This is a genomic window from Arthrobacter pascens (assembly GCF_030815585.1).
Lineage (GTDB): Bacteria > Actinomycetota > Actinomycetes > Actinomycetales > Micrococcaceae > Arthrobacter > Arthrobacter pascens_A.
The window spans coordinates 2,944,517-2,968,078 of sequence record NZ_JAUSWY010000001.1 but is presented as its reverse complement, the minus strand read 5'-3'; the positions used below and the strand labels follow the sequence as shown (position 1 = coordinate 2,968,078).

Sequence of the window (23,562 nt, the reverse complement as noted above, 5' to 3'; positions counted from 1 at the left end):
TTCGCCATGCTGGGGTCCAGGAAGCCGGGTTCAAAAAAACGCCGCGCGCTCTTCAGGGGTACCGCCTTTGGTGCTGCTGTTGTGGTGCTGGTCACCGGTGCGGTCCTGTATCCCGGGTTCAAAACCACCGAAGTGGAACTGAACGACGGCGGCGTGTGGGTTGTCAGCAAGTCCAAGAACGCTGTCGGTAGGCTTAACTATCCGTCGCGTGTCCTTGACGGGGCCGTGACGCCGGCGAGCACAACGTTCGACATCCTCCAAAACGCGGGGGAGGTGTTTGTGGATGATGAGACCGGTTCCACCCTGAACCAGGTTTCTCCTGCGAACATGCGCCTGGGCGGGGACAAGCAGCTGCCGGGTTCCGCCGATGTGAGCTTTGGGTCCGAGGTCATCTCGGTGACCGATCCCGCGTCCGGGAAGGTCTGGGCGGTGTCACCTTCCACCGTCAACGGCTTTGACGAGGAAGCAAGCGAACCGGTGATGGTGGGCTCGGAGGGCCTGGTCTCCGCCGTGGGTGCCGATGACCGGATCTATTCGGCGGATCCGAAGTCCGGCGTGGTTACAGTGACGGCGGTGGATGCCAACGGTGAGGTGACGTCGTCTGAGTCCAGCACCTGGGGTGAGCTGAAAGGCTCAGGGGACCTGCAGCTCGCCGTCGTCGGGGACAAGCCGGTGGTCCTTGACGCCGCCAGCGGAAAGCTGTTCCTGCCCGGCGGAAAGCGCCTGCAGCTCGACAATGCCCGCGATGCGAAGCTGCAGCAGGGCGGACCGGCCAGTGACTTTGTGGCGATATCGACCCAGAAGGCCCTGCTGAAGCAGCCCTTGGACGGCTCAACGGCCAAGACGGTGACCTTCGACGGAGAAGGCATACCGGCAGCGCCGGTGCAGCTGGGCGGGTGTGTCCATGCGGCATGGTCCGGTGCGAACAAGTACGTGCGTGACTGCACTAATGATGCGGACGACAAGAACGTGGCTGTCCCCAAGGCGAGTGCGTCGCCGTCGTACGTTTTCCGGGTCAACCGCGGTCTGGTGGTCCTCAACGACGTGAATTCCGGGAACGTGTGGCTGGTGAACCAGAACATGCAGCTCGTGAACAACTGGGACGACGTCATCCCGCCCAAAAACGAGTCCGATGAGCAGGACCAGGAGTCCGCGGACAACAACACCATCAACGTGCTCCCTGACCGCACCAAACCCAACCGGCCGCCCGAGACCAAACCGGACGCTGTGGGCGTCCGCCCGGGACGCACCACCGTCCTCAGCGTGCTGGACAACGACTCCGATCCCGACGGCGACGTCCTGACGGCCGCCGTCGGAAACTCCGGCCCCAAATCCGGCAGCCTGGAGAACATATATGGTGGCACGGCCTTCCAGGTCTCCGTCCCGGCGGACGCGAAGCCGGGCACGGAAACCTTCGATTACAACGCCGCTGACGGCCGCGGCCTGTCCGCCGGCGGCCAGGTCACGCTCAGTGTGGTGGGCCCGGAGGAAAACCGGCCGCCGCAGTTCAAGCGCGGCGGCGACGCCACCACCATCTTGGTGGAACAGGGCAAGACCGTCAGCCAGAACATCCTCACGGACTGGATGGACCCCGACGGCGACGATCTCGTCCTGATGGACGCCAAAGCGGACAACGACCAGGACCAGGTGAAAGTCCGCCGCGACGGGCTGCTGACCTTCCAGGATTCCGGGGCCACCGCAGGCAAGAAGAACGTCACCGTGACAATCTGGGACGGCCGCGCAACGGTCACGGGAAAAGTGGTGGTGAACGTGCAGCCGCCGGGAGCGTTGGCACCGGTAGTGAATGCAGACCACGTGACTGCGGTGGTGGGCCAGGACCTGGTGATCGCGCCTTTGAAGAACGACGTCGACCCCAACGGCGGCGCCTTGCGCCTGGCACAGGTGGAAGCGAACGGCCCGGCCGAACTGGGGCCCGTTACCGACGGCGGGACCTTCACCTTCCGGAGTACAACTCCGGGGCCCGTCTACCTGACCTACATTGCGAGCAACGGGCCGCAGAGCAGCCAGGGACTGATCCGCGTAGACGTGGAGTCCGGCAAAGACGGCGGCGACCCTGTGGCTGTCCACGATGTCGCCCTGATGCCTGTTGGCGGCAGCGTCCTCCTGGATCCGCTGGCCAACGACTCCGATCCTTCCGGCGGAGTGCTGGTCCTGCAGTCCGTCAAGCTTCCGGACAACATCACCGCGTCCGTCAGCGTGATCGACCACAGCGTCCTGCGCATCACTGACGTGCTGGGCACCAAGGACCCCTTCGTTTTTGAATACACCATGTCCAACGGCAGGAAGTCAGCCACCGGCAGTGTCTCGGTAGTCCCCGTGCCGGCTCCCGCAATTATCGAAGCACCCCAGCCCAAACCGGATGAAGTGAACGTCCGGGTCAACGACGTGGTCACCATTCCGGTGCTGGAGAACGACACGCACCCACAGGGCGAGAAACTCACCGTTGATCCGGTTCTGCCTCAGGGCGTGGACGAGGCCGATGGCAAGAGCTTTGTTTCAGAGAACACGCTGCGTTTCATCGCCGGGGCGCAGCCCAAGACCGTGAGGGCCATCTACAACGCGGTGGACCCGCAGGGGCAGAAGAGCGCCGCTGCCGTTACCATCCACATACTTCCGCTCGAAGGAGCCGAGAACTCCCGTCCGCAGCCGCAGAACCTGACGGCCAGGGTGGTTGCTGCCGGAACAGTCCGGATCCCGGTTCCGCTGGACGGCATTGATCCAGACGGCGACTCCGTGCAGCTTACGGGCATCGACAGCACCCCAGCCATGGGAACGGCCACCGTGGGCAGCAATTTCATCGACTTCACGGCAGCAGGAGACGGCGCCGGAACCGACACCTTCCGCTACAAGGTGGTGGACCGCCAGGGCGCTGTCAACACCGGAACGGTGACTGTGGGCATCGCACCGCGAGGCGAAACCAACCAGAATCCCACTCCCGTGGATGACGAGGTCAAGGTCCGTCCCGGGCGCCAGATCGCCGTTGACTCCACCGGCAACGACACCGATCCCGACGGCGACCTCATCCGCATCCTCACGGACGGCATCGAGGCGGACTCCGCGCTCCAGGCCACCGTCAGCAAAGCCAGCGGCCGCATCATCCTGCTGGCCCCCGGCGCTGTCGGGACGGTCAACGTCCGGTACACCATCGCTGATGACCGCGACGCTTCCGCGCAGGCCGCCATCCGCATGGTGGTGGACAATGAGGTTCCGTTGCAGGCCCCTATTGCCCGTGACGACAGGGTGACCTCGGCCCAAACCCTCGGCAAGACCGCCGTGGATGTTCCTGTCCTGAAGAACGATGAGGATCCTGACGGTGTGGGCGAAAACCTCAAGATCAGGGCCGAGGCCACCACGGCCCGCCCCGGTGCCGACGGGAACATGATCGTGGACCTGACTGAGCAGCCGCAGCTGATCCCGTACACGGTGGAGGACGTGGACGGCCAGAAGTCTACGGCCGTCATCTGGGTACCGGGCATCGGGCAGCAGGTGCCAACCCTGGCCAAGAACGAGGTTGTTGAGGTCATCGCCGGGCAGTCCCTGACTGTGAACCTGAACGAGTGGGTGAAGGTCCGTGAAGGGCGCTCACCACGCCTGACCCAGACGGACCGGATCAAGCTCATCGGCGCTGACGGCGGCGACCCAGTTTCCGGGAATGGCACCGCCCTCAAATACACCGCTGGCACTGACTATGTTGGTCCGGGCTCACTGAGTTTCGAAGTGACCGACGGCACCGGTCCGGATGATCCGGCCGGGCTCAAATCAACGCTGTCCATCCGGACCAAGGTCCTGCCCGATCCCAACCGCAACAACCCGCCGGAACTGCTCGGCGCCAACGTCGACGTGCCCAAGGGGGATTCCGTCAGCACCGACCTGGGCAAGCTGACGGCCGATCCGGACCGCGACGACCTTGAGAAGATGAAGTACGAGCTGGAGGGAGGCGCGCCCGCCGGATTCAGCGCCAACATCGAGGGCAAGTCGTTGAAAGTATCCGCCGCTGATGGCACAGCCTCAGGAACGACGGGGGCGGTCCAGGTTAAGGCGAAGGACTCCCGCGGCCTGGAATCGACGGCGACGTACCAGCTGGCGGTCACGGCCTCCAACCGGCCGAAGCCGGTGGCCAACGATGACCTCGAACCCAACGCGGCCGCAGGCAAGCCCGTCACCGTGAACGTCCTGGCCAACGATGCCAACCCGTTCCCCGAGTCCGCACTGAAAATCATCTCGGCGACCACTGAAACTGGACAGGGGAGTGCAGTAGTGTCCGGTGATTCCGTGACCGTAACGCCTGCAGCCGGGTTCACGGGGACTATGATCGTGGCGTATTCCGTGGCGGACAAGACCGGCGACGACTCCCGTAACGCCACGGCCCGCATCCGGCTGACGGTCAAGGACGAGCCACTGGCGCCCACCACGCCACAGGCTCAGAGCGTGGGGGACCGCACTGCGCTGCTCACCTGGTCCGCCCCGGCAGACCGCGGCTCACCCATCACCAAGTACACGGTGTACGGGGAGGGCGGCTTCCAGCAGGATTGCCCGGCCAACACCTGCACGCTGAACGGGCTGACCAATAACACCAAGTACCACTTCCAGGTGACGGCCACCAACGAATTCGGCGACTCCGAAAAGTCACCGGCCTCCGCGGAAGTCCGGCCGGACGCCAAGCCTGATACCCCACTTCCACCCACCCTGAAGTTCGGCGACAAGGAGCTCGCCGTCAACTGGGCAACACCTGCCACCAGGGGGTCACCGGTCAAGTCCTACGACCTTGAGATCTCTCCCGCTCCCGCCGGTCAGAACGCCCAGATCCAGAACCTGACCGCGGTCAGCTACGTCTGGAAAGGCCTTCAGAACGGTGTGGCCTACAAGGTCCGCGTCCTGGCCCGGAGCGATGCCAAGGACCCGTCGGAATGGAGCGCGTACTCGGCGGCCGAAGTGCCGGCAGGTGCCCCCGCGACACCCGCTGCACCGACGGCCTCACAGGCGGGTTCCGTGGGGGCCCAAAGCCAGCTCAACGTCAGCTGGTCGGCGCCGAACAACAACGGTGACGCCGTTTCCTCGTACACGTTGACTACCCTTCGGGGCGGGGCCCCGGTGACCAGCCAGCAGGTGTCGGGCACCTCCCAGAACGTTACGGTGGATAACTCCGAGTCCAATTACACGTTCACGGTGTCCGCCACCAACAAGGCAGGCACCAGCGGCACCAGCAGCCCGTCCGCCCAGATCCGGGCGGCCGGCAAGCCAGGCCAGGTGAGTAGCGGTACCGTGGCGGATACTGGCAACAGCGGCCAGCTCAAAGTGACATTCACGCCGCTTACCCAGGCCCAGCGCAACGGGTCCACCGAAGGTGAAATCCGGTACACCTACAACGCGGACGGCAAATCGGGAGCTATCCCGGCTGGCGGCGGAAACATCAACGGGCTGACGGACGGCAAGGACATTACCGTCACCATCGTTGCCACCTCCACCAAGAACAACGTCTCCGGTGACGCCAGCAACATCGGCTCCGGCAACCCCTACGGGCCGCCGAATGCTCCAAACGTGGACGGCCGAACGTCAGCCACCGGTGATGGTCAGGTCCATTGGACCTGGAACAACCCGAACACCAACGGACGCCCGCTGGACCACTACGAGGTGAGGGTGGACGATGGCGGGTGGCAGAACGTGGGCAAGGCCAACAGTTTTGACGCACCCGGCGGGGGCTGGGGCAACACCCGTAGGTTGTATGTCAAAGCAGTGACTGTTGTGGACGGTCCTGCAGGATCCGCAACCTCAACCGCTGGCGCCGACCCAACGCCTCCGCCCCCGGCATCCCAGATCCAGGTGGACGCCTCGAGCGTCCGGACCTGCCCAGGCATGCCAAACCGAAGTGATACATATAGCGAGGGTCCACCCAAGACTTGTGGTGCCGGTTGGGTGGAGCGCTCCTGGGGCAAGCTGTCAATTGACTGCACCAAGGACATCTATGGCAACGGAACACCCTGGTACCGGCTGACCGAAGGTAAGGCCGGATGGTACGTAAAGTCCACGACGGTGGACCTGTACGGATCCAGACCCGGCGGGTGCTGACCAAATCAACTAATTAGACTAATCGCCGGGCCCCTGACCGCTCCACTCACCAGCACCAGAAGAAAAGGATCTATCCCATGACCATGACAACTGAGCAGGCCGTATGGTTTGCAGGCACCTTCGACAAGCTCGTTGCTAACGTAGGCCAGGCGGTGCTCGGCAAGGAACACGTCATCCGGCTGACATTCACCGCCATGCTCGCCGAGGGCCACGTGCTGTTCGAGGACGCCCCCGGCACCGGCAAGACCATGTTGGCCCGGGCTATGGCAGCTACCGTGCAGGGCTCCAACAACCGCATCCAGTTCACCCCCGACCTGCTGCCTTCGGACGTCACCGGTGTGACCATCTACGACCAGAAGACGCAGAAGTTCGAGTTCCACAAGGGACCCATCTTCAACAACATCGTCCTCGCCGACGAAATCAACCGCGCTTCGCCCAAGACCCAGTCAGCCCTGCTGGAGGTCATGGAGGAATCCCGCGTGACGGTGGACGGCGTCACCTATGAGGCCGGCAGGCCCTTTATGGTGATGGCCACCCAGAACCCGATTGAGCAGGCCGGCACCTACCGGCTCCCGGAGGCGCAGCTGGACCGGTTCCTGATCAAGACCTCCATCGGCTATCCGGACCATGCCTCAACGGTCAGGCTGCTGGGCGGGGCCAATCTGAAGGACCGTTCCAAGGAAATCTCAGCGGTCATCACCACCCAGGCCGTCGCGGACATGGCTGACCTTGCCGCCACCGCGCACGTTGACACCGCGGTGCTTGAGTACATCTCCCGGCTTTGCGAGGAGACCCGCAACGCACCCGAGACCAGGCTGGGCGTCTCCGTGCGCGGTGCAATCGCCATGGTCCGCGCCGCCAAGGTCTGGGCTGCAGGGCAGGGACGGAACTTCGTCCTGCCGGACGACGTCAAGGAACTCGCCCCCGTGGTGTGGACGCACCGCTTTGTGATGGATCCGGAAGCGGAATTCTCCGGCGCCACGCCGGAGGCCGTCCTGGCACGGGTTCTGTCCGACGTCGCCGCCCCCCAGCAGCGCACCAGCGCCTGACGTTTTCCGTACCACAGGCAGACCACCACCCAGCACAAATGAAGGCACACTTATGTCCAGCGGCACCCCGTTGACCCGGCTTGCAGAACGTCTCCGGCAACGCTTGCGCCGGCCCGGCCGACCCACCAGCTTCCATGTCCCGGCTGTCTGGACCGAAGCCGCCAGCACGGCCGGCCTCGCCCTCGCCCCGGCCTGGCACAGAACCCGCGGCCTCTGGCGGCGTTATGCCTGGCCGGTCCTGTCCGTGGTGAGTATCCTGGGCTGGTCGGTGCTGGCTGCCTCCATCCTGCTGTGGACGGCCGGGCAGGCCTTCGGCTGGCAGGAAGCCCATGCTGCGGCGATTGCCGCCTTTGTGCTCTTTGTCATCGCCATCGGCTTTATCCTGGGCCGATCCTCGTACGGCGTGGTCCTGGACCTCGCCCGGACCCGGGTGGCGGTGGGGGACAGTGCCGTAGGAAGCATCGCGGTCTCCAACACCAGCGCCCGCCCGCTGCTGCCGGCTGCCCTTGAATTGCCGGTTGGCGCGGCCGCCGCCGTCTTCCACCTGCCCAGGATGAAGCCGGGGCAGGTCCATGAGGACCTCTTCACCATTCCCACCGCGCGCCGCGCCGTCATAGTTGTGGGACCCGTCCGTTCCGTGCGGGCCGACCCTTTGCACCTGCTGCGCCGCCAGGTCCTGTGGACCGAGCCCGAGGATCTGTACGTCCATCCGCGCACCGTCGCTCTGGCCGGTTCGGCTGCCGGCTTCATCCGCGACCTTGAAGGCATGCCCACCACGGATCTTTCCAGCGCAGACGTTTCCTTCCACGCCTTGCGCGATTACGTGCCGGGCGATGACCGGCGGCACATCCACTGGAAGACCACGGCCCGGACCAACAAGCTGATGGTCCGCCAGTTCGAGGAGACCCGCCGGGCCCACCTGGCGATCTCGCTGTCCATCAACACAGATGAATACGCCTCAGAGCAGGAATTCGAGATGGCCATCTCGGCGGCCGCCTCGATCGGACGCCAGGCCATCCGGGATCAGCGTGAGCTGGACGTCCTCACCCAAAAGGGTCCCCTGCGCTGTGAAACCGGCCGCAACATGCTCGATGACATGACCCGGATTGTGGGCGCACCCATGCGCCGGACCGCCGTCGACCTGGCCCGGACGCTCACCGACACCGTCCCGAACGCCTCGGTGGTCTTTATTGTGGTGGGCAGCAACGTTACCCCCTCCCAGCTTCGCTCGGCCGCGGCGTCCGTGCCGCTGGGCGTCCGCTGCCTTGCCGTCCGGCTCCAGGCCGGAGCCGCACCGGCCCGGGCGAACATCGCAGACCTGACCGTGCTGACGCTGGGCGATCTTTCCGATCTTGCCATCATCCTGAGAAAGGCGGCCGCATGAGCTCCGCATCCGACTTCCGCCCGCGGAGGCAGCATCGCCCACAGGAAGAATCCGCGTTCGCGGACGGCCAGCCGGTCTGGCATTTTGTGCTCGACGCCGGTGCGCTCACCGTCCTGCTGGGGCTGGGGGTCCTCGGCTTCAGCCTCAGCTTCGGCGGAGATCCCTACTACCTCATCTCCGGTTTCGGCGGCATCTTCCTGGGCCTGGCCATCGCCGCCTGCAATGCCCATTTGCGGCTGGGGCTGCTGATCACCTCGGCCGTCGCCCTGGCGGCCTACCTTGCGTTCGGGACAGCCCTGGCTGTGCCTGATTCCGCCATTGCCGGCTTCGTTCCCAGCCTGGACTCCTTGCAGACGCTGCTCCTGGGCGTGATGTTCGCTTGGAAAGACATGCTCACCGTCGGCGTGCCGGTGGGCACCGCCGGCGGGGTCCTGATTGTCCCGTTCCTGAGTTCACTGCTCACCTCGCTGGCGGCCGGGATCCTGATCTGGCGGCTGAAGGGACCTTACTGGCCGCTGCTTCCGGTGCTGGCGCTTTTTGTCACTGGCATTGCGTTCAGCACGAACGCCGCATTCCTCACGGTTGAGCGCGGCATCGCCCTTACTGTGGTCGCCATCGCCTGGGCCACGTTCCGCCGGGATGCCCTGCGGCGCAGCGACACGCGGAAGGTGTCGGTCAATAGTCCCCAGGGTGACAGCACCTCCGCCCGGCGCGCCAAAATCCGCCGGCTCGGCACTGCAGCGGCCGTCATCGCGGCAAGCGTGGCCATCACCGCGGTGGCAGCGCCCCTGGTCACCGCGAGCGATGACCGCAAAGTCCTTCGTAACGTGGTGGTTCCGCCGTTCGATCCGAAGGACTACATCACGCCACTGGCAAGCTTCCGGACTTTCGTCAAGGACAAAAAGGACGACACCCTCTTTGTGGTCAAGGGCCTGCCCAGGGACGGCCGCGTCCGCCTGGGCGCCCTCGACGCCTTCAACGGCACGAACTACAACATGGACCCGAACGGCTCCGGCAACTTCAGCAAGGTGGGAGACACCAAGTCCATCAACACACTGGCTGATACTTCAAGCGTTGTGCCCACCAACGACTACTCGATGGCCATCACCTTGGAGGACTACCAGGGCTTTTTCGTCCCCGGCGGCCGCAAGACAACAGGCCTCAGTTTTGACCAGAGCGCCTCCGCGGCTGCTTCCGGCCTCTACTTCAATTCGGGCACGGACACTGCGGTCACCACCAAGGGCCTGTCCAAGGGTGATTCCTACGGCGTCCAGGTTTCCGATCCCGTCAAGCTCGAGCACGGCCAGCTGACGCAGTACGACTTCGCGAAGGTCACCCTTCCGGACGCCATTGAAGTTCCCCCGGTAGTGGGCTCCCAGGCGAATGACCTCTCGGCCGATGCGCCGACTGCCATCGACCGGGTCCGCCAGATCGAGGCACACTTCCAGAAAACCGGCGCCTTCAGCAACGGCCTGGTCGCCGAAGGCCAGCTGCCCAGCGTGTCCGGCCATGGTGCGGCCCGGATCAAGAGCCTGCTGACAGCAAAGCAGATGCTCGGCGACGACGAGCAATATGCCGTAGCCATGTCGCTGATGCTCCGCCACCTGGGCATCCCGTCGAGGGTGGTGATGGGGTTCTACCCCGAGCCCACGAGCCCTGAAAACGGTGCAGGCGAAGTAAAGATCACGGGCAAGGACGTTCACGCCTGGGTGGAAGTGGCGTTCGACAGGGTGGGCTGGGTCAGCTTTGATCCCACTCCGCCCAAGGACAACATCCCCATCCCGCCGGACCCGGAAAACAGGTCCAAGCCCAAGCCCCAGGTGCTACAGCCGCCGCCCCCGCCACAGGAACCGGCGGACCTGCCGCCGGATTCATCCCCGGACGCGCTGGACGCCGACCAGAAGAAGAACAATCCCTGGCTTTTCTGGGGCGCGCTCCTTGGTGCCCTGGGGGTTGCCCTCATTCCGCTGTCGATCCTGGCCTTGCCGCTGCTGCTCATCGCCTTCCTCAAAACACGACGCCGGAAGGCGCGCTTCTCCGAAGGGCATCCTGCCCAGCGCGTGGGAGGCGGCTGGAACGAAGTGGTGAGCCTGGCCACCGACATGGGTGCCGGAATCGACACCCGGTCAACCAGGCGCGAAAGCGCAGCGGTGGTTGCTGAAACTTTCCCCACAACAGGAGCCACCACCACCATGCTTGCCCACCGGGCGGATGCCTCGATCTTCGGCGCCGGCCAGCCGAGCGAGGAAGAGGTTCGGGAGTACTGGGCCATCGTGGACGGTTCGCTGAAGGAAATGACTGGGACCGTAGGGTTTTGGCGCAGGCAGCAGGCAAGGTTCTCGCCCCGTTCCCTGCTGGCTGACGGCCGCAACGCCCTCAAACTGCGCGGCGTCCGGCTGGGGCTGCCGCAACTTGGGCTGCCTGCCGGCCCGGGCTCCGCCGCACAACAGCCGGCCGCCGGTAGGGTGGAGTACGGTCCGGACGCTGCAGCACCCATCAGCACCAGGGCCGAAGCAGCACAGGACGCGGGACACGGTTCGACGCCGGGCCCCACTGATCCTGACGAGTCCACTGTTCTGAGGAACCCTGGCAGGAAGAACCACACCGAACCATGATCCACGACGCCGAGCGCTGCCAGCGCTGCCAGCAGCTGATCCGCAGCGGTGCAACGTTCTGCACGGCATGCGGTGCTCCGCTGCCCAACAGGGCCGCACGCAACGTTCGCAACATTGACCAGGCGCAGAGGGCGCTGGTGGACAGCGGGGTTGAGCATGCAGGCCGGATTCCCGGTACTATCCCGGTAGTACAACGGGGCCCGGGCGATGCCGGCCACGGTAACAGGCAAGTCGTTCACGAATCAGCTGGTATCGCTGGTAACGGGCAGGTGGGCCACGGTCGAGGGGGAGGAGCGGGAATGGCAGTGAATCTTGAGCTTGTTCCGGGCTCGGCGGGCAAACGCCTTGGTGCCGCTGTGCTCGATTGGCTTGGTCCCCTCGCAGTCCTCGTGGTGACCTTCGCCATCGGTTTCGCCGGCGTCACGCGCACGCAGAGCAGTGGATTCATCATCTACGACACGGGCTCGCTGGTCCTGTTCGGCAGCATCGGCCTCGGACTGACGCTGGTTTACGTGGTTGTCCTGGCAGCCATTGAAGGCCGCTCCGGTAACACCATCGGCAACCAGCTCATGGGCATCCGAAGTGCAGACAAAGACGGCTACGCGCCAGGAGGGGCCAGCGTTTTCCTCCGCGGGCTGATCACCGGCGCCGGGATACTGCTGGCAGCTCTTGCCGCAATTCTTGTTGTCGCTTTCAAGTGGTTCGACGCAGCCTTTCTGATCCTTGCTCCGCTGGCTGCCATCGGCGCCGCGTGGGCGGTCCTGGTGGTGGTATCCAACACCTGGGACAAGAACAGCCGGCTCCGTGGCTGGCACGACACCGCGGCAAAGACCCTGGTCTTTGACGTCAAGGCTGGACGGAACCCCATCTCCTCGGGTGGAATCCAAGGCCCGTACAGTTTCGCGCCGCTGGACCTGCCGCCGGTCCAGCAGGTGGCTTCGCCCGTGGCCGGTGCCTCCAAAACGCCACAGGTCATTAACGCCCAGGCACCTTTGAAGCCAAACCAGAGTCCGGACCAGTGGCAGCCGGCGGCAGGCCAGGGCACAGGCCTGGGTGGAGTCCAGCCCTACACGGCACCGCAGCCGTTCAATGTGCCGCAGGCTCCGGCAGTGCCCCAGGCTCCCGCAACCCCACAGTCCTTTGGGTCCCCGGCCCCTTCGCCCGCTCCAAGCCATCCTGATGATGATCACGACCGCACGCAGATGCGCGGCGGAGTCCGTGAGGCCGCCCCGGTGGCTGTCCTGCGGATAAGGCTCGACGACGGGCGGGACTTCCAGCTCGACCGCAGCGTTCTGGTGGGCCGGGACCCCGTAGGTCAAGCTGGTGAGCGGCAGGCCCAGTTGCTGGCGGTCACCGACCCCGGCCGCTCGATTTCGAAGACGCACCTGCACCTGCTGACCGACGGCGCAGGGATCTGGGTGACGGACAGGAACTCCACGAACGGGAGTGCCGTCACCACCCCGGACGGCCGGCGCACGCCGCTCCAGCCGGGTGTGCCCGCATTTGTCAGCCCGGGATCCACTGTCCATTTTGGTGACCGCACCTTCCACCTAGGACAGGCATGAACTCACAGCCCGCCAGTGTCCCCCCTGCGGCAGACCATGAACGCGGGCTCAGTCTGAGCTACGGGTACGGCACGGACCGCGGCCTGCGCCGCGAACTCAATGAAGACTCCTTCATCGCCTCCGACCCCATCTTTGCCGTGGCTGACGGAATGGGTGGCCATGAAGCAGGTGAAATTGCCAGCGGCATGTGCGTGCGTGCCCTGGCGGCGATGCCGCAGCTTGCCACCGGCGAGCGTAGCGTCACGGCGGCCGTCCTTCAGCAATACCTGGTCCGCGCTGACAGTTCCATCAGGGACGCCACCGGAGCACGCGCCGGAACCACGCTGACCGGGGCCGTCGTAGTGGAACAGATGGGCATGCCGTACTGGCTGGTCCTGAACATCGGTGATTCCCGCACATACCGGCTGAGCCAGGGAGAGTTCGCCCAGGTCAGCGTGGACCACTCAGAGGTCCAGGAACTTGTTGATGCAGGCGAAATAACGCCGGAGCAGGCTACGGTCCATCCCCGGCGCCACGTGGTCACCAGGGCGCTGGGCACCGGAGACGAGACAGAAGCTGATTATTGGCTGCTTCCCGTCGAAGAGGGTGACCGTATCCTGGTCTGTTCGGACGGACTGAACGGTGAGCTGACGGACGAACACATGTTCCGCATCCTCAGCACGGTGGGACACCCCCAGGACGCCGTGGACGCCCTCATCCAAGCCGCCCTTCGCAATGGCGGCCGGGACAACATCACCGTCATTGTGGTGGACGCCAAGAACGTCATGAACGACGGCGGACTCGCCACCACCGCCCCCCGCACCTCCGCTGAGGCGGAAGACGAAGTCACGTTGCCCCGGGCACAGGTTGTGGACGGGCGCGAGTCATCAGCCGAGAAAGAAGAAAGCGAGGAGCCCGGAGATGGCCGCCAGTAGTTACGCGCCCGGCACCTGGCTGGGCATTGTCCGGTCCCGGACCGTCGTCCTCCTCGGACCCGACGCCCCACCCGCCCTGGTCCACTCACTGTGGGATCTGCTGGAGAACGGGCCGGAAGTGCACGAAGTGCTTCACGCGGTCACGAGCAGCTTCGGCCTTTCGCTGGCGCAGATTCCGTGGTTCGGAATTGTGGGCTTCCGGGACTCGCTCCGGGTCTTCCTCCGCGGGGACCTGGATCTGACCGTCCAGCTGGCCGGTGGTCCCGTAGATCTGAACGGGCGCGATGTGACCACCTGGACCGAACGCAGTTTCGTGGCCCCGGAGTGGTACCGCGTCAGTGTCCCGGGAGGTGGCCCCCAGGGCCAGAAGCTGCCCCTGGGGGAAGGCGTGGTCCTGCTGCAGTCGTTGACTGTGGCAGTGGCCGGCACCCCGATGGCAGACGCCGCCGAGCCGGCTGTGGCCCTGGCTGCGGCCACTCAGGCTGCTGTGCCTGCGCACGCCGTGAATGAAACTGCGGTGAGTGAAACTGCTGTGACTGAAACTGGCGTGGCTGAAACAGCTGTGACTGAGGCCGAAACTGCAGTGCCTGGCGTTGCGTTGGAATCCATGATTGAACCCGAGCCTGTGGTTGGACCCGGGCCTGTGGTTGGACCCGGGCCTGTGGTCGAACCCGAGCCTGTGATTGAACCCGAGCCTGTGGTTGGACCCCAGCCTGTGATTGAACCCGGGCCTGTGGTTGGACCCGGGCCTGTGGTCGAACCCGAGCCTGTGATTGAACCCGAGCCTGTGGTTGGACCCCAGCCTGTGATTGAACCCGAGCCTGGGCTGGAAGCGGTATCGTCAGCCGCTGAACATGGCGCGTCGGCGGACACTGTCATTGGTGTCCTCGACGAGGATCCTGACTCTGCGACGGAAATGCCGGAGTCCTGGCAGGACGTGGAACCCGAGTCTCGGCCGGATGAGGGGCCAGATCAGGTGCCTGCCCACGAACTGACTGGAACATACGACCACCTCTGGGAGCGCACCGTCGTCCGCAGCATCGAAGACGCTGCAGTCCGCGACGATCCGGACATGGACCATGGGGATGCGCAGGTTTTGGCACCGGCGGAGGAGGACGGTGCAGACGGGCAGGCAGCACTGGAGGCGCCGGCCGCTGCGGAGCTCCAAACCGGCAGCGTCCTTCCTGACCCTCCCGCTTCGGAGCCGCAGACTGCCCTGCCGGCACCCGCCGGTGGACTCATCGACTCGGTCCCGTGGCGGACCGGGGGAAACAACGTCCGGAGCCCGCAGGCTTCGCCGTCGTTCAACACTCCCGCCGGCGCCATTCCCGCTGGCGCCCCAGGCCCGGGCCCGGGCAGCCAGCCACCCTCCGTGACCCCGGAGCTGCCAGGCGCGGATCCCCTCGGCTTCGACGGAGACCACGACGGCCACACCGTCATGAAGAGTGATCTCGCAGGGATGGCCGCGCATCCCGCTCCTGCCGTAGCGCCGGACCCGGATGCCGCTGGCCCTCGGGTGCTCGCACGCGTCTGCGGCCAGGGCCACGCCAATCCGCCCACACACTCGCTGTGCGCCGCGTGCGGACTGCCCTTGCCGTCCGACGCCGTCCAGGTGGCGCGGCCGCGGTTGGGCCGGATGCGTGTTTCCACGGGTGAACTGCTGGACCTTGACCAGTCGCTGGTCATCGGACGGCAGCCTTCAGTTTCCCGCGTCCAGGGTGGCGTGATGCCCAGGCTCGTCCAGGTGGCCAGTCCCAGCGGCGACATTTCGCGTTCGCATGTGGAGGTGCGGCTTGAAGGCTGGCATGTGATGCTGTGCGACCTCAAAGCCACAAACGGTACGGTCCTGGTCCGTGAAGGGCAGCAGCCCCGCCGCCTCGCGCAGAATGAAATGGCCATCCTGCTCGACGGAGACATCGCAGAACTGGGTGACGATATCTCATTGCGTTTTGAGGAGATTCTTTGAGCTCCAAACGGCCAGTTGCGCCGCCGCCCCACATCCCGGGGTTCACCTACATCAGCCTGCTGGGCTCCGGCGGATTCTCTGACGTCTACCTCTATGAGCAGGACCGGCCCCGGCGGAAGGTTGCCGTCAAGGTCCTGCTGTCCGACCTGAAGACCGAGGGAGCCCGGCGCAGGTTCGAATCCGAGGCCAACCTGATGGCCCAGCTCTCCTCCCACCCGTACATCGTGACCATCTTCGAGGCGGAGGTGACCGAGGCCGGGCATTCCTACCTGGCCATGGAATACTGCTCCCGGCCCAGCCTGGACGTCCGCTACCGGCGCCAGCGCTTCAGCGTGGACGAAGTCCTGGCGGTCGGCATCCAGGTGGCGTCCGCCGTCGAGACCGCCCACCGGGCCGGCATTGCGCACCGGGACATCAAACCCGCGAACATCCTGGTCACCGACTATAACCGTCCGGCGCTGACGGACTTCGGAATCTCGGGCACGCTGGGGGCCGATGCCGACGACGACGCCGGGATGTCCATCCCGTGGTCCCCGCCGGAACAGTTCACAGACGGCCCCATCGACGGCGTGATGGTGGACGTGTGGGCGCTCGGGGCCACCCTGTACACACTGCTCGCGGGCCGGTCCCCGTTCGTGATTCCCGGCGCCGACAACTCCCAGCGGGAGCTCATTTCGCGCATCAGCACCACGGCGTTGCCCCGCCTTGGCCGTGCCGATGTGCCTGAATCGCTGGAACGGGCGCTGTCCACCGCCATGGCGAAATCCGCAGCGTCCAGGTATTCCTCGGCCCATGCCTTCGCTCTGGCCCTGCAGCGGATCCAGGCTGAGCTGAACCTGTCAGTCACTCCCTTTGAGGTGCTCGAAGAACCTCATCACGAGGAAAACCACCCGGACGACGGCTTCGAAGAGACCCGCGTCCGGAGCATTGCGGCCATCGATCCGGAAAGGACCGGCAGCGCCCCCACCTTCCCGGCAAGGACCAGGCCACAAGTCCCAAACCCTGTCTCTCCGGCAGGAGCGCCGCCCGCGGGTCCCGCCCGGCCGCAGGTCCCGGGTAACCTCTTTACGGGCCAGGAGGCCAACGGAAAACCCTCCCCGGAGTGGGCGCACGCCACCATGCTCCGGGGCAGCACACCGGCTGGCGAATACGGCGTGGCGAAGGATGCGACCATCCCACGGCCCGCCCTCCGGCCCGCTGATGCCGGGCAGCGGGCAGCGGCCGGACTGCCAGCGGGGGAGCGCGGGGCCAAGCGGCCCGGCCCTGGGGAACCGGAACTCGATGCCACAGTCAGCCGGCCGGCCCTTGGCGACGAAGCCCTACCCGAGGCCCCCGCAGCAGACCGCAGCAAGCGGAATCTGTGGCTGGCCATCAGCGGCGGCACACTGCTGGTGCTCGCCGTCATCGTAGGAATCGTGGTGGCATCGTCCGCTCCGCCGCCTAAAGTCCTTCCGACCGATCAGGTCAGCGTGGCACCTCCGGACGCGCTGGACAACGGGACGGTTCCGGATGTGGCAGACCTGGCGGGGAAGCTGGATGCCAGCGGCAAGGTGACGTTCACCTGGACCAATCCGCAGCCGAAGGCAGGTGACGCCTACAAGTGGCGGGTCTACGCGATCGGGGGAAGCGGCGAATACCAGTCCACCGCCCAGCCCACCGCGGAGGTGGCGGTTAATCCCAAGGAACCGACCTGTATCCAGGTGATGATCGTCCGGAGCGACGGACATTCTTCCCCCTTGGAGCAGGACTCGATCGCCTGCGTCCGCAACTGAGAATGACACGGAGCACCGGACACGCTAAACGCCCGCGGGCATTGCCCTACGAGGAGGCACGGAATATGGGGGATCTAGCAATAGATTTCTGTGGTGAGTGGTACGAACCGTCGGACCAGGAGGTTTTCAACATCGGCCGCGAAGGCGACCTCGAAGTGGACGACAACCCGTACCTGCACCGGCAGTTCCTGCAGGTGGCCAACTATGACGGGATCTGGTGGCTCAGCAACGTGGGCAGCATGCTTTCCGCCACCGTAGCGGACGGATCAGGCGGCATGCAGGCCTGGCTGTCGCCCGGCGCCCGCATTCCACTCGTCTTCAGCCACACGAACATCGTCTTCACAGCCGGGCCCACCACCTACGAGTTCGCTGTCCACCTCAAGACGCCGTCGTTCCGCCAGGAGGCGCGCGACGGCGACAGCAACGGGGACACCACCATCGGACCAGTGGTGTTCACCGACTCCCAGAAGGCCCTGATCGTGGCGCTCGCGGAACCCATGCTCCGTCGCGAAGGGACAGGGTTCAGCGCCATCCCTTCGTCGGCCGCTGCGGCCAAGACCCTCGGCTGGGCACTCACGCGCTTCAACCGGAAGCTGGACAACGTCTGCGACAAGCTGGACCGTGTGGGCGTGGTGGGCCTCCGGGGCGGCGGCGGAAAACTGGCCACCAACAGGCGGGCCAGGCTTGTGGAACACGCCGTTACGTCCCACCTGGTCACCCCTGATGACCTGTACCTGCTCGAAAAGATGAGGGAAGTGGACGAAGGATGAGGATCCGGCTGACACTCCGCCGGGACCCGGCGGAAACCAAGGACCTCGCGGTCATCGTGGACGGCCTGGCGACGGTGGCCGACATCGCCACCCAGCTGTGGGCCGCGGACCCGGACCGCAAGGGTACGCCGGCGCCGGAAAATCTCTCCCTGCGTATTGACGAGGCCTTTGTTGCCGGCGGCATGCGCGGAATCGTGCTGACCCGCACGGACAACCTGTTGGAATCGGGCCTCCGCCCCGGCTCTGTGGTCTCGCTGACCCAGGTCAGCGAGCAGTTCGACGTCCCGGGCGCCAACCGCGGCCCCGCCGCCGCCACCTTGCGGATTCTCTCCGGCCCCGACGTCGGCCAGGAGTTCTCCCTTCCTTCCGGCACCAGTTACATCGGCAGGGACAGGGACGTGGACATCCGGCTCACCGATCCCATGACGTCCAAACGCCACGCCCGCATCACCGTCGGTGAGAGCGTGGAGATCGTGGACACCAACTCCGCCAATGGCCTCCTGATGGACGGTCTGCCGGTGACGCGGGCCACGCTGAACTCCTCTGACACGGTGACCCTCGGCGACACCACCGTAACGGTGGTTCCGCTGGGGCGGAACCAGGCGGCAGCACCGACGTCGCCCCTTGTCGATTTCAACCGGTCACCGCGCGTGGTTCCCCGCTTCGATGAACCCAAGCGTGTTCTGCCCGCCGGACCCAAGCGGCCGGACCACCAGCCGTTCCCGTACATCATGCTGATCGCGCCCCTGCTGATGGGCGGCATCATGTTCGCGGTGACCCGGAACATGCTCTCGGTGGTGTTCATGATGATGATGCCGCTTTTCATCATTGGCCACTACGTGGACCACAGAGTGCAGACCAAGCGCCAGCAGAAGGAACAGCTCAAGCATTTCCGTGAATCCATGGCCGCGTTCCGGCAGGACATCACCGAGCTTCAGCATGTGGAACGGGCCGTCCGCCTGCAGGAGGCTCCGTCCGTCAGCGACACCGTTGATTCCATCTATAAGCTGGGGCCGCTGCTCTGGACCCACCGTCCCGAGCACAAAGGCTTTTTGGGCCTGCGGTTCGGGCTGGGCACAGCGCCGTCGCGCATCATCCTTGAGGAGCCGACGAGCAACGATACCGAAGTGGAATACATGCGGGAGATCCAGGAGTGCCTGAAGCAGTTCCAGGTCATCGAGGGCGTGCCTGTGGTCTCACAGCTGCGCACCGCCGGCTCGTTTGGTGTGGCGGGGGCCCGGGGCCTTGTTGAAGACGTTGCCCGTGGCATGGTCCTGCAGCTTGTGGGACTCCATTCCCCGGCCGAAGCCGTGGTCACAGCCATCACGTCCGCCCAGTCCAGGGAGCGGTGGAACTGGCTGCAGTGGCTGCCCCACGTCGGTTCCGGCCACAGCCCGCTCAGCGGTGACCACCTGGCCGCGGGTTCCGCCAGCGGGTCATCCCTCCTGGCCAGACTCGAAGACCTGCTGGACGCCAGGGAGGCGTCAGCCAAGCGCTCCGGACCAGACTTTAGGCCGGAACTGGACCCCGCCAAGAACGAGATCCCGGGACCGGTGCTGCCTGCTGTCCTGGTCATTGTGGAGGACGACGCACCGGTTGACCGTGGCCGCCTGACGCGCCTGGCGGAGCGCGGCCCGGATTCGGGCGTCCACGTGATGTGGGTGGCCACCGACATCCAGGCACTCCCCGCTGCGTGCCGGGACTTCATGGTGGTGGACGGAGACCACGGCACCACCACCGGCCAGGTCCGGCTGGGACGGCACAGCTACCCCGTAAGCTGCGAAAGCCTCGACGCCGAACTCGCCGGGCAGCTGGCCCGGATGCTGGCCCCCGTAGTGGACGTGGGCAAGCCGGTGAGCGACGATTCAGACCTGCCCCGCGCCGTCTCCTACGCAACCCTGATCGGGAAGGACTTCCTGGATAGCCCGCAGGCTGTGGCGGAACGGTGGGAAGAGAACAATTCCGTACACGCCACGGCGGTGGCCAACCGCAAGGATAACGGAACGCTCCGCGCGCTGGTGGGTTCCAAGGGGGTTGAACCTCTGTACCTCGACCTGAAGAATGAGGGACCGCACGCACTGGTGGGCGGCACAACGGGTGCCGGCAAATCAGAGTTCCTGCAGTCCTGGGTCATGGGCATGGCGGCGGCCTACAGCCCGGACCGGGTGAGCTTCCTTTTTGTGGATTACAAAGGCGGCGCGGCATTCGCCGATTGCCTCCACCTGCCGCACACCGTGGGCCTGGTCACCGACCTGTCCCAGCACCTGGTGCGCCGCGCCCTGACCTCGCTCCGGGCGGAGCTCCATTACCGGGAGCACTTGCTGAACCGGAAAAAAGCCAAGGATCTGCTGGCCCTGCAGCGCGAAGCCGATCCTGAAGCGCCGCCGTACCTGATCATCATTGTGGACGAGTTCGCGGCGCTGGCCACCGAAGTTCCGGAATTCGTCGACGGTGTTGTGGATGTGGCTGCCCGGGGACGGTCACTGGGACTTCACCTGATCCTGGCCACGCAACGCCCGGCGGGAGTGATCAAGGACAGCCTCCGCGCCAACACCAACCTCCGCGTTGCCCTGCGCATGGCGGACGAGGATGATGCCACCGACATTCTCGGGGTACCCGACGCCGCCTACTTTGACCCGTCCATCCCGGGCCGCGGCGCAGCCAAGACCGGTCCCGGCCGGATCCAGGGGTTCCAGACCGGTTATGCCGGCGGCTGGACCACGGAGAAACCACAAAGGCCCCAGATCGACATCGTGGAAATGGCCTTTGGATCCGGGCCCAGCTGGGACGCGCCCGCTCCGGAAAAGCCGGTGAAGGAGGCTCCGGCCGGACCAAACGACATCGCCCGGATGACCACCAACATCGTGAGGGCGGCAGAGTCGCTGGCCATTCGGCCGCCGCGGAAACCGTGGCTGGACGAACTCGCCAAGACCTACGACTTCTCAAAGTTGCCCAATCCGCGTACGGACGAGAGGCTGCTGCTGGGCGTGGCGGACGATCCCACGCGCCAGGAGCAGCCCACAGTGTTCTATGAGCCGGACACTGACGGCAACATGGCCATCTACGGAACCGGCGGCTCCGGAAAATCCGCTGCCCTCCGCGGGATTGCGATAGCCGCCGCTGTCACACCCCGCGGCGGCCCTGTGCATGTCTACGGGATCGACTGCGGGTCCTCAGGACTGAAGATGCTCGACGAGCTGCCGCACGTGGGCGAAATCATCAGCGGAGACGACGTGGAACGCGTCGGACGCCTCCTCCGCCTGCTCCGGGACATCGCCGACGAACGATCCGCCCGGTTCGCCGAGGTCCGGGCATCCACGATCGTGGAGTACCGGACGCTGGCGAACCGCCCTGCCGAAAAGCGGATCTTCGTGCTGGTGGACGGCATGTCCGCTTTTCGCGAGACGTACGAGTACAGCCGCCTGTCAGCACTCTGGGACATCTTCCTGCAGCTGGCGACCGACGGCCGTCCCCTTGGCATCCACCTTGTTGTTACCGGGGACCGACCCAACGCAGTGCCGGCGTCGTTGCTTGCGTCCATCCAACGCCGGCTGGTGCTGCGCCTTTCGTCCGAAGACGACTACATGACCTTGGATGTCCCGAGGGACGTCCTCAGCAACACGTCGCCTCCAGGCCGGGGCCTGCTGGCCGGTTTCGAAGTCCAGCTGGCCGTATTGGGAGGCAACTCCAACCTGGCGCTGCAGGCCCGGGAAGTCCACAGGCTCAGCGAAGCGATGCTGCGCCAAGGGTTGGACAGAGCGCCCAAGATCGAACGCCTCCCCGAGCAGGTGGAACTGAATGTGCTGCCCGCAGGCAGCCCGGACCTGCCGGTGATCGGCGTCGACGACGAAACGCTCCGGCCCGCCGAGATCCTGGCCAAGGGCCCGCTGCTCCTGGCCGGCCCGCCGGGTGCGGGACGGACCGTCGCGCTGGTGACCCTGGCGTATGCGCTCCGGCGCTCCAACCCGGAGACCGAGCTGATCTACATTGGCTCGCGGCGCTCCGCGGTCGCCTCGCTGCCCATCTGGAACAGATCCGTGGTGGGGGCTAGTGATCTGTCCGACGTGGTCGAGGACCTGATTGAGCACTCATCCGGAAATCCGGGCATGCTGGGGATCTTCATCGAGGGCCTGACCGAGTTCACGGACACGGTGGCGGAATCCGGCGTGGGGCAACTGGTGACGGCTTCCATCAAGGCCGACCAGTGGGTCATCGGCGAGTCCGAAACGTCCACTTGGTCCTCCGCTTGGTCATTGTCGCAGCCCTTCAAATCCGGGCGCCGCGGCCTGCTGATCAACCCGGGTGATATCGAAGGCGACAGCCTGCTCAACACCTCGCTGGGCCGGGTCAGCCCGGCGTTTATTCCGGGCCGGGGGTACATCGTGGGGCGCGGCAAAGCGCGGAAACTGCAGATCGCGCTGCCTCCGGAAAACAGGGACTAAGGCAGGCTGAGGTGGGGTTACACGAATCCGGGTGATTTGCGGCTGCGCGGCGTGTTCTAGCAGACTGGCTGGAACACTTGTAGCAGACTACCGAAATCATTAGTGCGGCGCGGTTGGGGGCCGCGCGCTGTCGAAAAGGTATCCATGACCAGACACCCCTCTGTGCTCCGCGTCATGTCAGCGACGGCGGCAGTTGCGGTTCTGGCGCTCTCGGTGGGCCTATCCGCAGTGGCGCCTGCGGACGCTGAAACGTCCGAACCTTCACCCACCTGCGGCTTGATCTGCTTTCCGGGCCCGTCGGAACCACGCAGTCCTCGACCGACACCCACCGGGCAACAACCTTCCGCCACGGTGCAACCGCCGGCGCCGACCCAGGCGCCCCCACCGCCGCCGCAGCCGGCAGAGCCAGCCCCTGCACCGGTTTCCACTATTGCCCCGGAGCCGAGCGAAACCGCCGTACAGGAGACGCCGTCCGCCCAGGCTGTCACCAGCACCCCGGGTGCAACTCCGTCCACTGGCCCGTCAACGGATTCGAACTGGAATAAGCCGCTCACCAGGTCCGCAAGCCCTACGCAGGCCGCCGCTGCCCCCAAGGGCGACGGTCCCGGCTTCGGAGACCCGGGGTTGTTGAGTGTCATGGCGGGGGTGCTGCTGGTGGGCATTGGCGGCTTGGCCTTCGCGTGGTGGGGCCGTACCCGCCTCTATACCCACTGAGCGGATCCGGTGGCAACGGTCGCTGATCAAACCCGCTGATACCGAAGGCGAAAGCCTGCTCAACCCCTCGTTTAGACGTGGCGGGCCGTAATTCCGGGATTTGCGGCTCCTCGGCGTGCTGTAGCAGACTTGCTGGAACACTGGTTTGCCGCGGACGGGGCCGCACGCTGTCTAAAAGGTACCTATGAGCCGATCGTCCTCTGTGCTTCGCGCCGTTTCCGTGACGGCGGCTGCTGCGGTTCTGGCTCTGTCAGTGGGCCTGTCCGTGGGGGGTGCGCACGCGG

11 protein-coding genes are annotated in these 23,562 nt (G+C 65.6%); all 11 read left to right on the top strand.

Annotated features, from left to right (window positions below; translation table 11 throughout):
* Nucleotides 1–6: 6 nt before the first annotated feature.
* The 11 genes from QFZ30_RS13755 to QFZ30_RS13705 all read left to right on the top strand — a co-directional run bounded on the left by QFZ30_RS13755 (nt 7) and on the right by QFZ30_RS13705 (nt 23,278).
* Complete coding sequence (locus QFZ30_RS13755; RefSeq protein ID WP_307080263.1) at nt 7–6,087, top strand: Ig-like domain-containing protein; 6,081 nt, start codon at nt 7–9, stop codon at nt 6,085–6,087.
* A 77-nt stretch (nt 6,088–6,164) separates the two neighbouring features.
* Nucleotides 6,165–7,136 carry an AAA family ATPase gene (locus QFZ30_RS13750; RefSeq protein ID WP_307077082.1) on the top strand — a complete coding sequence of 324 codons (972 nt, stop codon included), beginning with the start codon at nt 6,165–6,167 and terminating at the stop codon, nt 7,134–7,136.
* Between the two features lie 52 nt (nt 7,137–7,188).
* Nucleotides 7,189–8,520: a DUF58 domain-containing protein gene (locus QFZ30_RS13745; protein ID WP_307077080.1), complete on the top strand. Its 1,332-nt coding sequence runs from the start codon at nt 7,189–7,191 to the stop codon at nt 8,518–8,520.
* Nucleotides 8,517–11,135, top strand: a complete 2,619-nt coding sequence (locus tag QFZ30_RS13740; protein WP_307077078.1) for a transglutaminase-like domain-containing protein — start codon at nt 8,517–8,519, stop codon at nt 11,133–11,135. The genes QFZ30_RS13745 and QFZ30_RS13740 overlap by 4 nt, the downstream gene beginning before the upstream one ends.
* 299 nt (nt 11,136–11,434) lie before the next feature.
* On the top strand, nt 11,435–12,700 hold the full coding sequence (locus tag QFZ30_RS13735; RefSeq protein WP_307077077.1) for an RDD family protein: 1,266 nt from the start codon (nt 11,435–11,437) through the stop codon (nt 12,698–12,700).
* On the top strand, nt 12,697–13,614 hold the full coding sequence (locus QFZ30_RS13730) for a PP2C family protein-serine/threonine phosphatase (protein WP_307077076.1): 918 nt from the start codon (nt 12,697–12,699) through the stop codon (nt 13,612–13,614). Before QFZ30_RS13735 ends, QFZ30_RS13730 begins: the two co-directional genes overlap by 4 nt.
* The gene (locus tag QFZ30_RS13725) at nt 13,601–15,580 is read left to right on the top strand and encodes an FHA domain-containing protein (protein WP_307077074.1); all 1,980 of its coding nucleotides are present in this window, start codon (nt 13,601–13,603) and stop codon (nt 15,578–15,580) included. Before QFZ30_RS13730 ends, QFZ30_RS13725 begins: the two co-directional genes overlap by 14 nt.
* Nucleotides 15,577–17,352: a serine/threonine-protein kinase gene (locus QFZ30_RS13720; RefSeq protein WP_307077072.1), complete on the top strand. Its 1,776-nt coding sequence runs from the start codon at nt 15,577–15,579 to the stop codon at nt 17,350–17,352. Before QFZ30_RS13725 ends, QFZ30_RS13720 begins: the two co-directional genes overlap by 4 nt.
* A 65-nt stretch (nt 17,353–17,417) precedes the next feature.
* Entirely contained in the window at nt 17,418–18,122 is a 705-nt protein-coding gene (locus tag QFZ30_RS13715; protein ID WP_307077070.1) for a hypothetical protein, read from the top strand.
* Entirely contained in the window at nt 18,119–22,564 is a 4,446-nt protein-coding gene (locus QFZ30_RS13710; protein WP_307077069.1) for an FtsK/SpoIIIE domain-containing protein, read from the top strand. The genes QFZ30_RS13715 and QFZ30_RS13710 overlap by 4 nt, the downstream gene beginning before the upstream one ends.
* Nucleotides 22,565–22,708: 144 nt before the next feature.
* The gene (locus QFZ30_RS13705; RefSeq protein ID WP_307077067.1) at nt 22,709–23,278 is read left to right on the top strand and encodes a hypothetical protein; all 570 of its coding nucleotides are present in this window, start codon (nt 22,709–22,711) and stop codon (nt 23,276–23,278) included.
* Nucleotides 23,279–23,562: the final 284 nt, after the last annotated feature.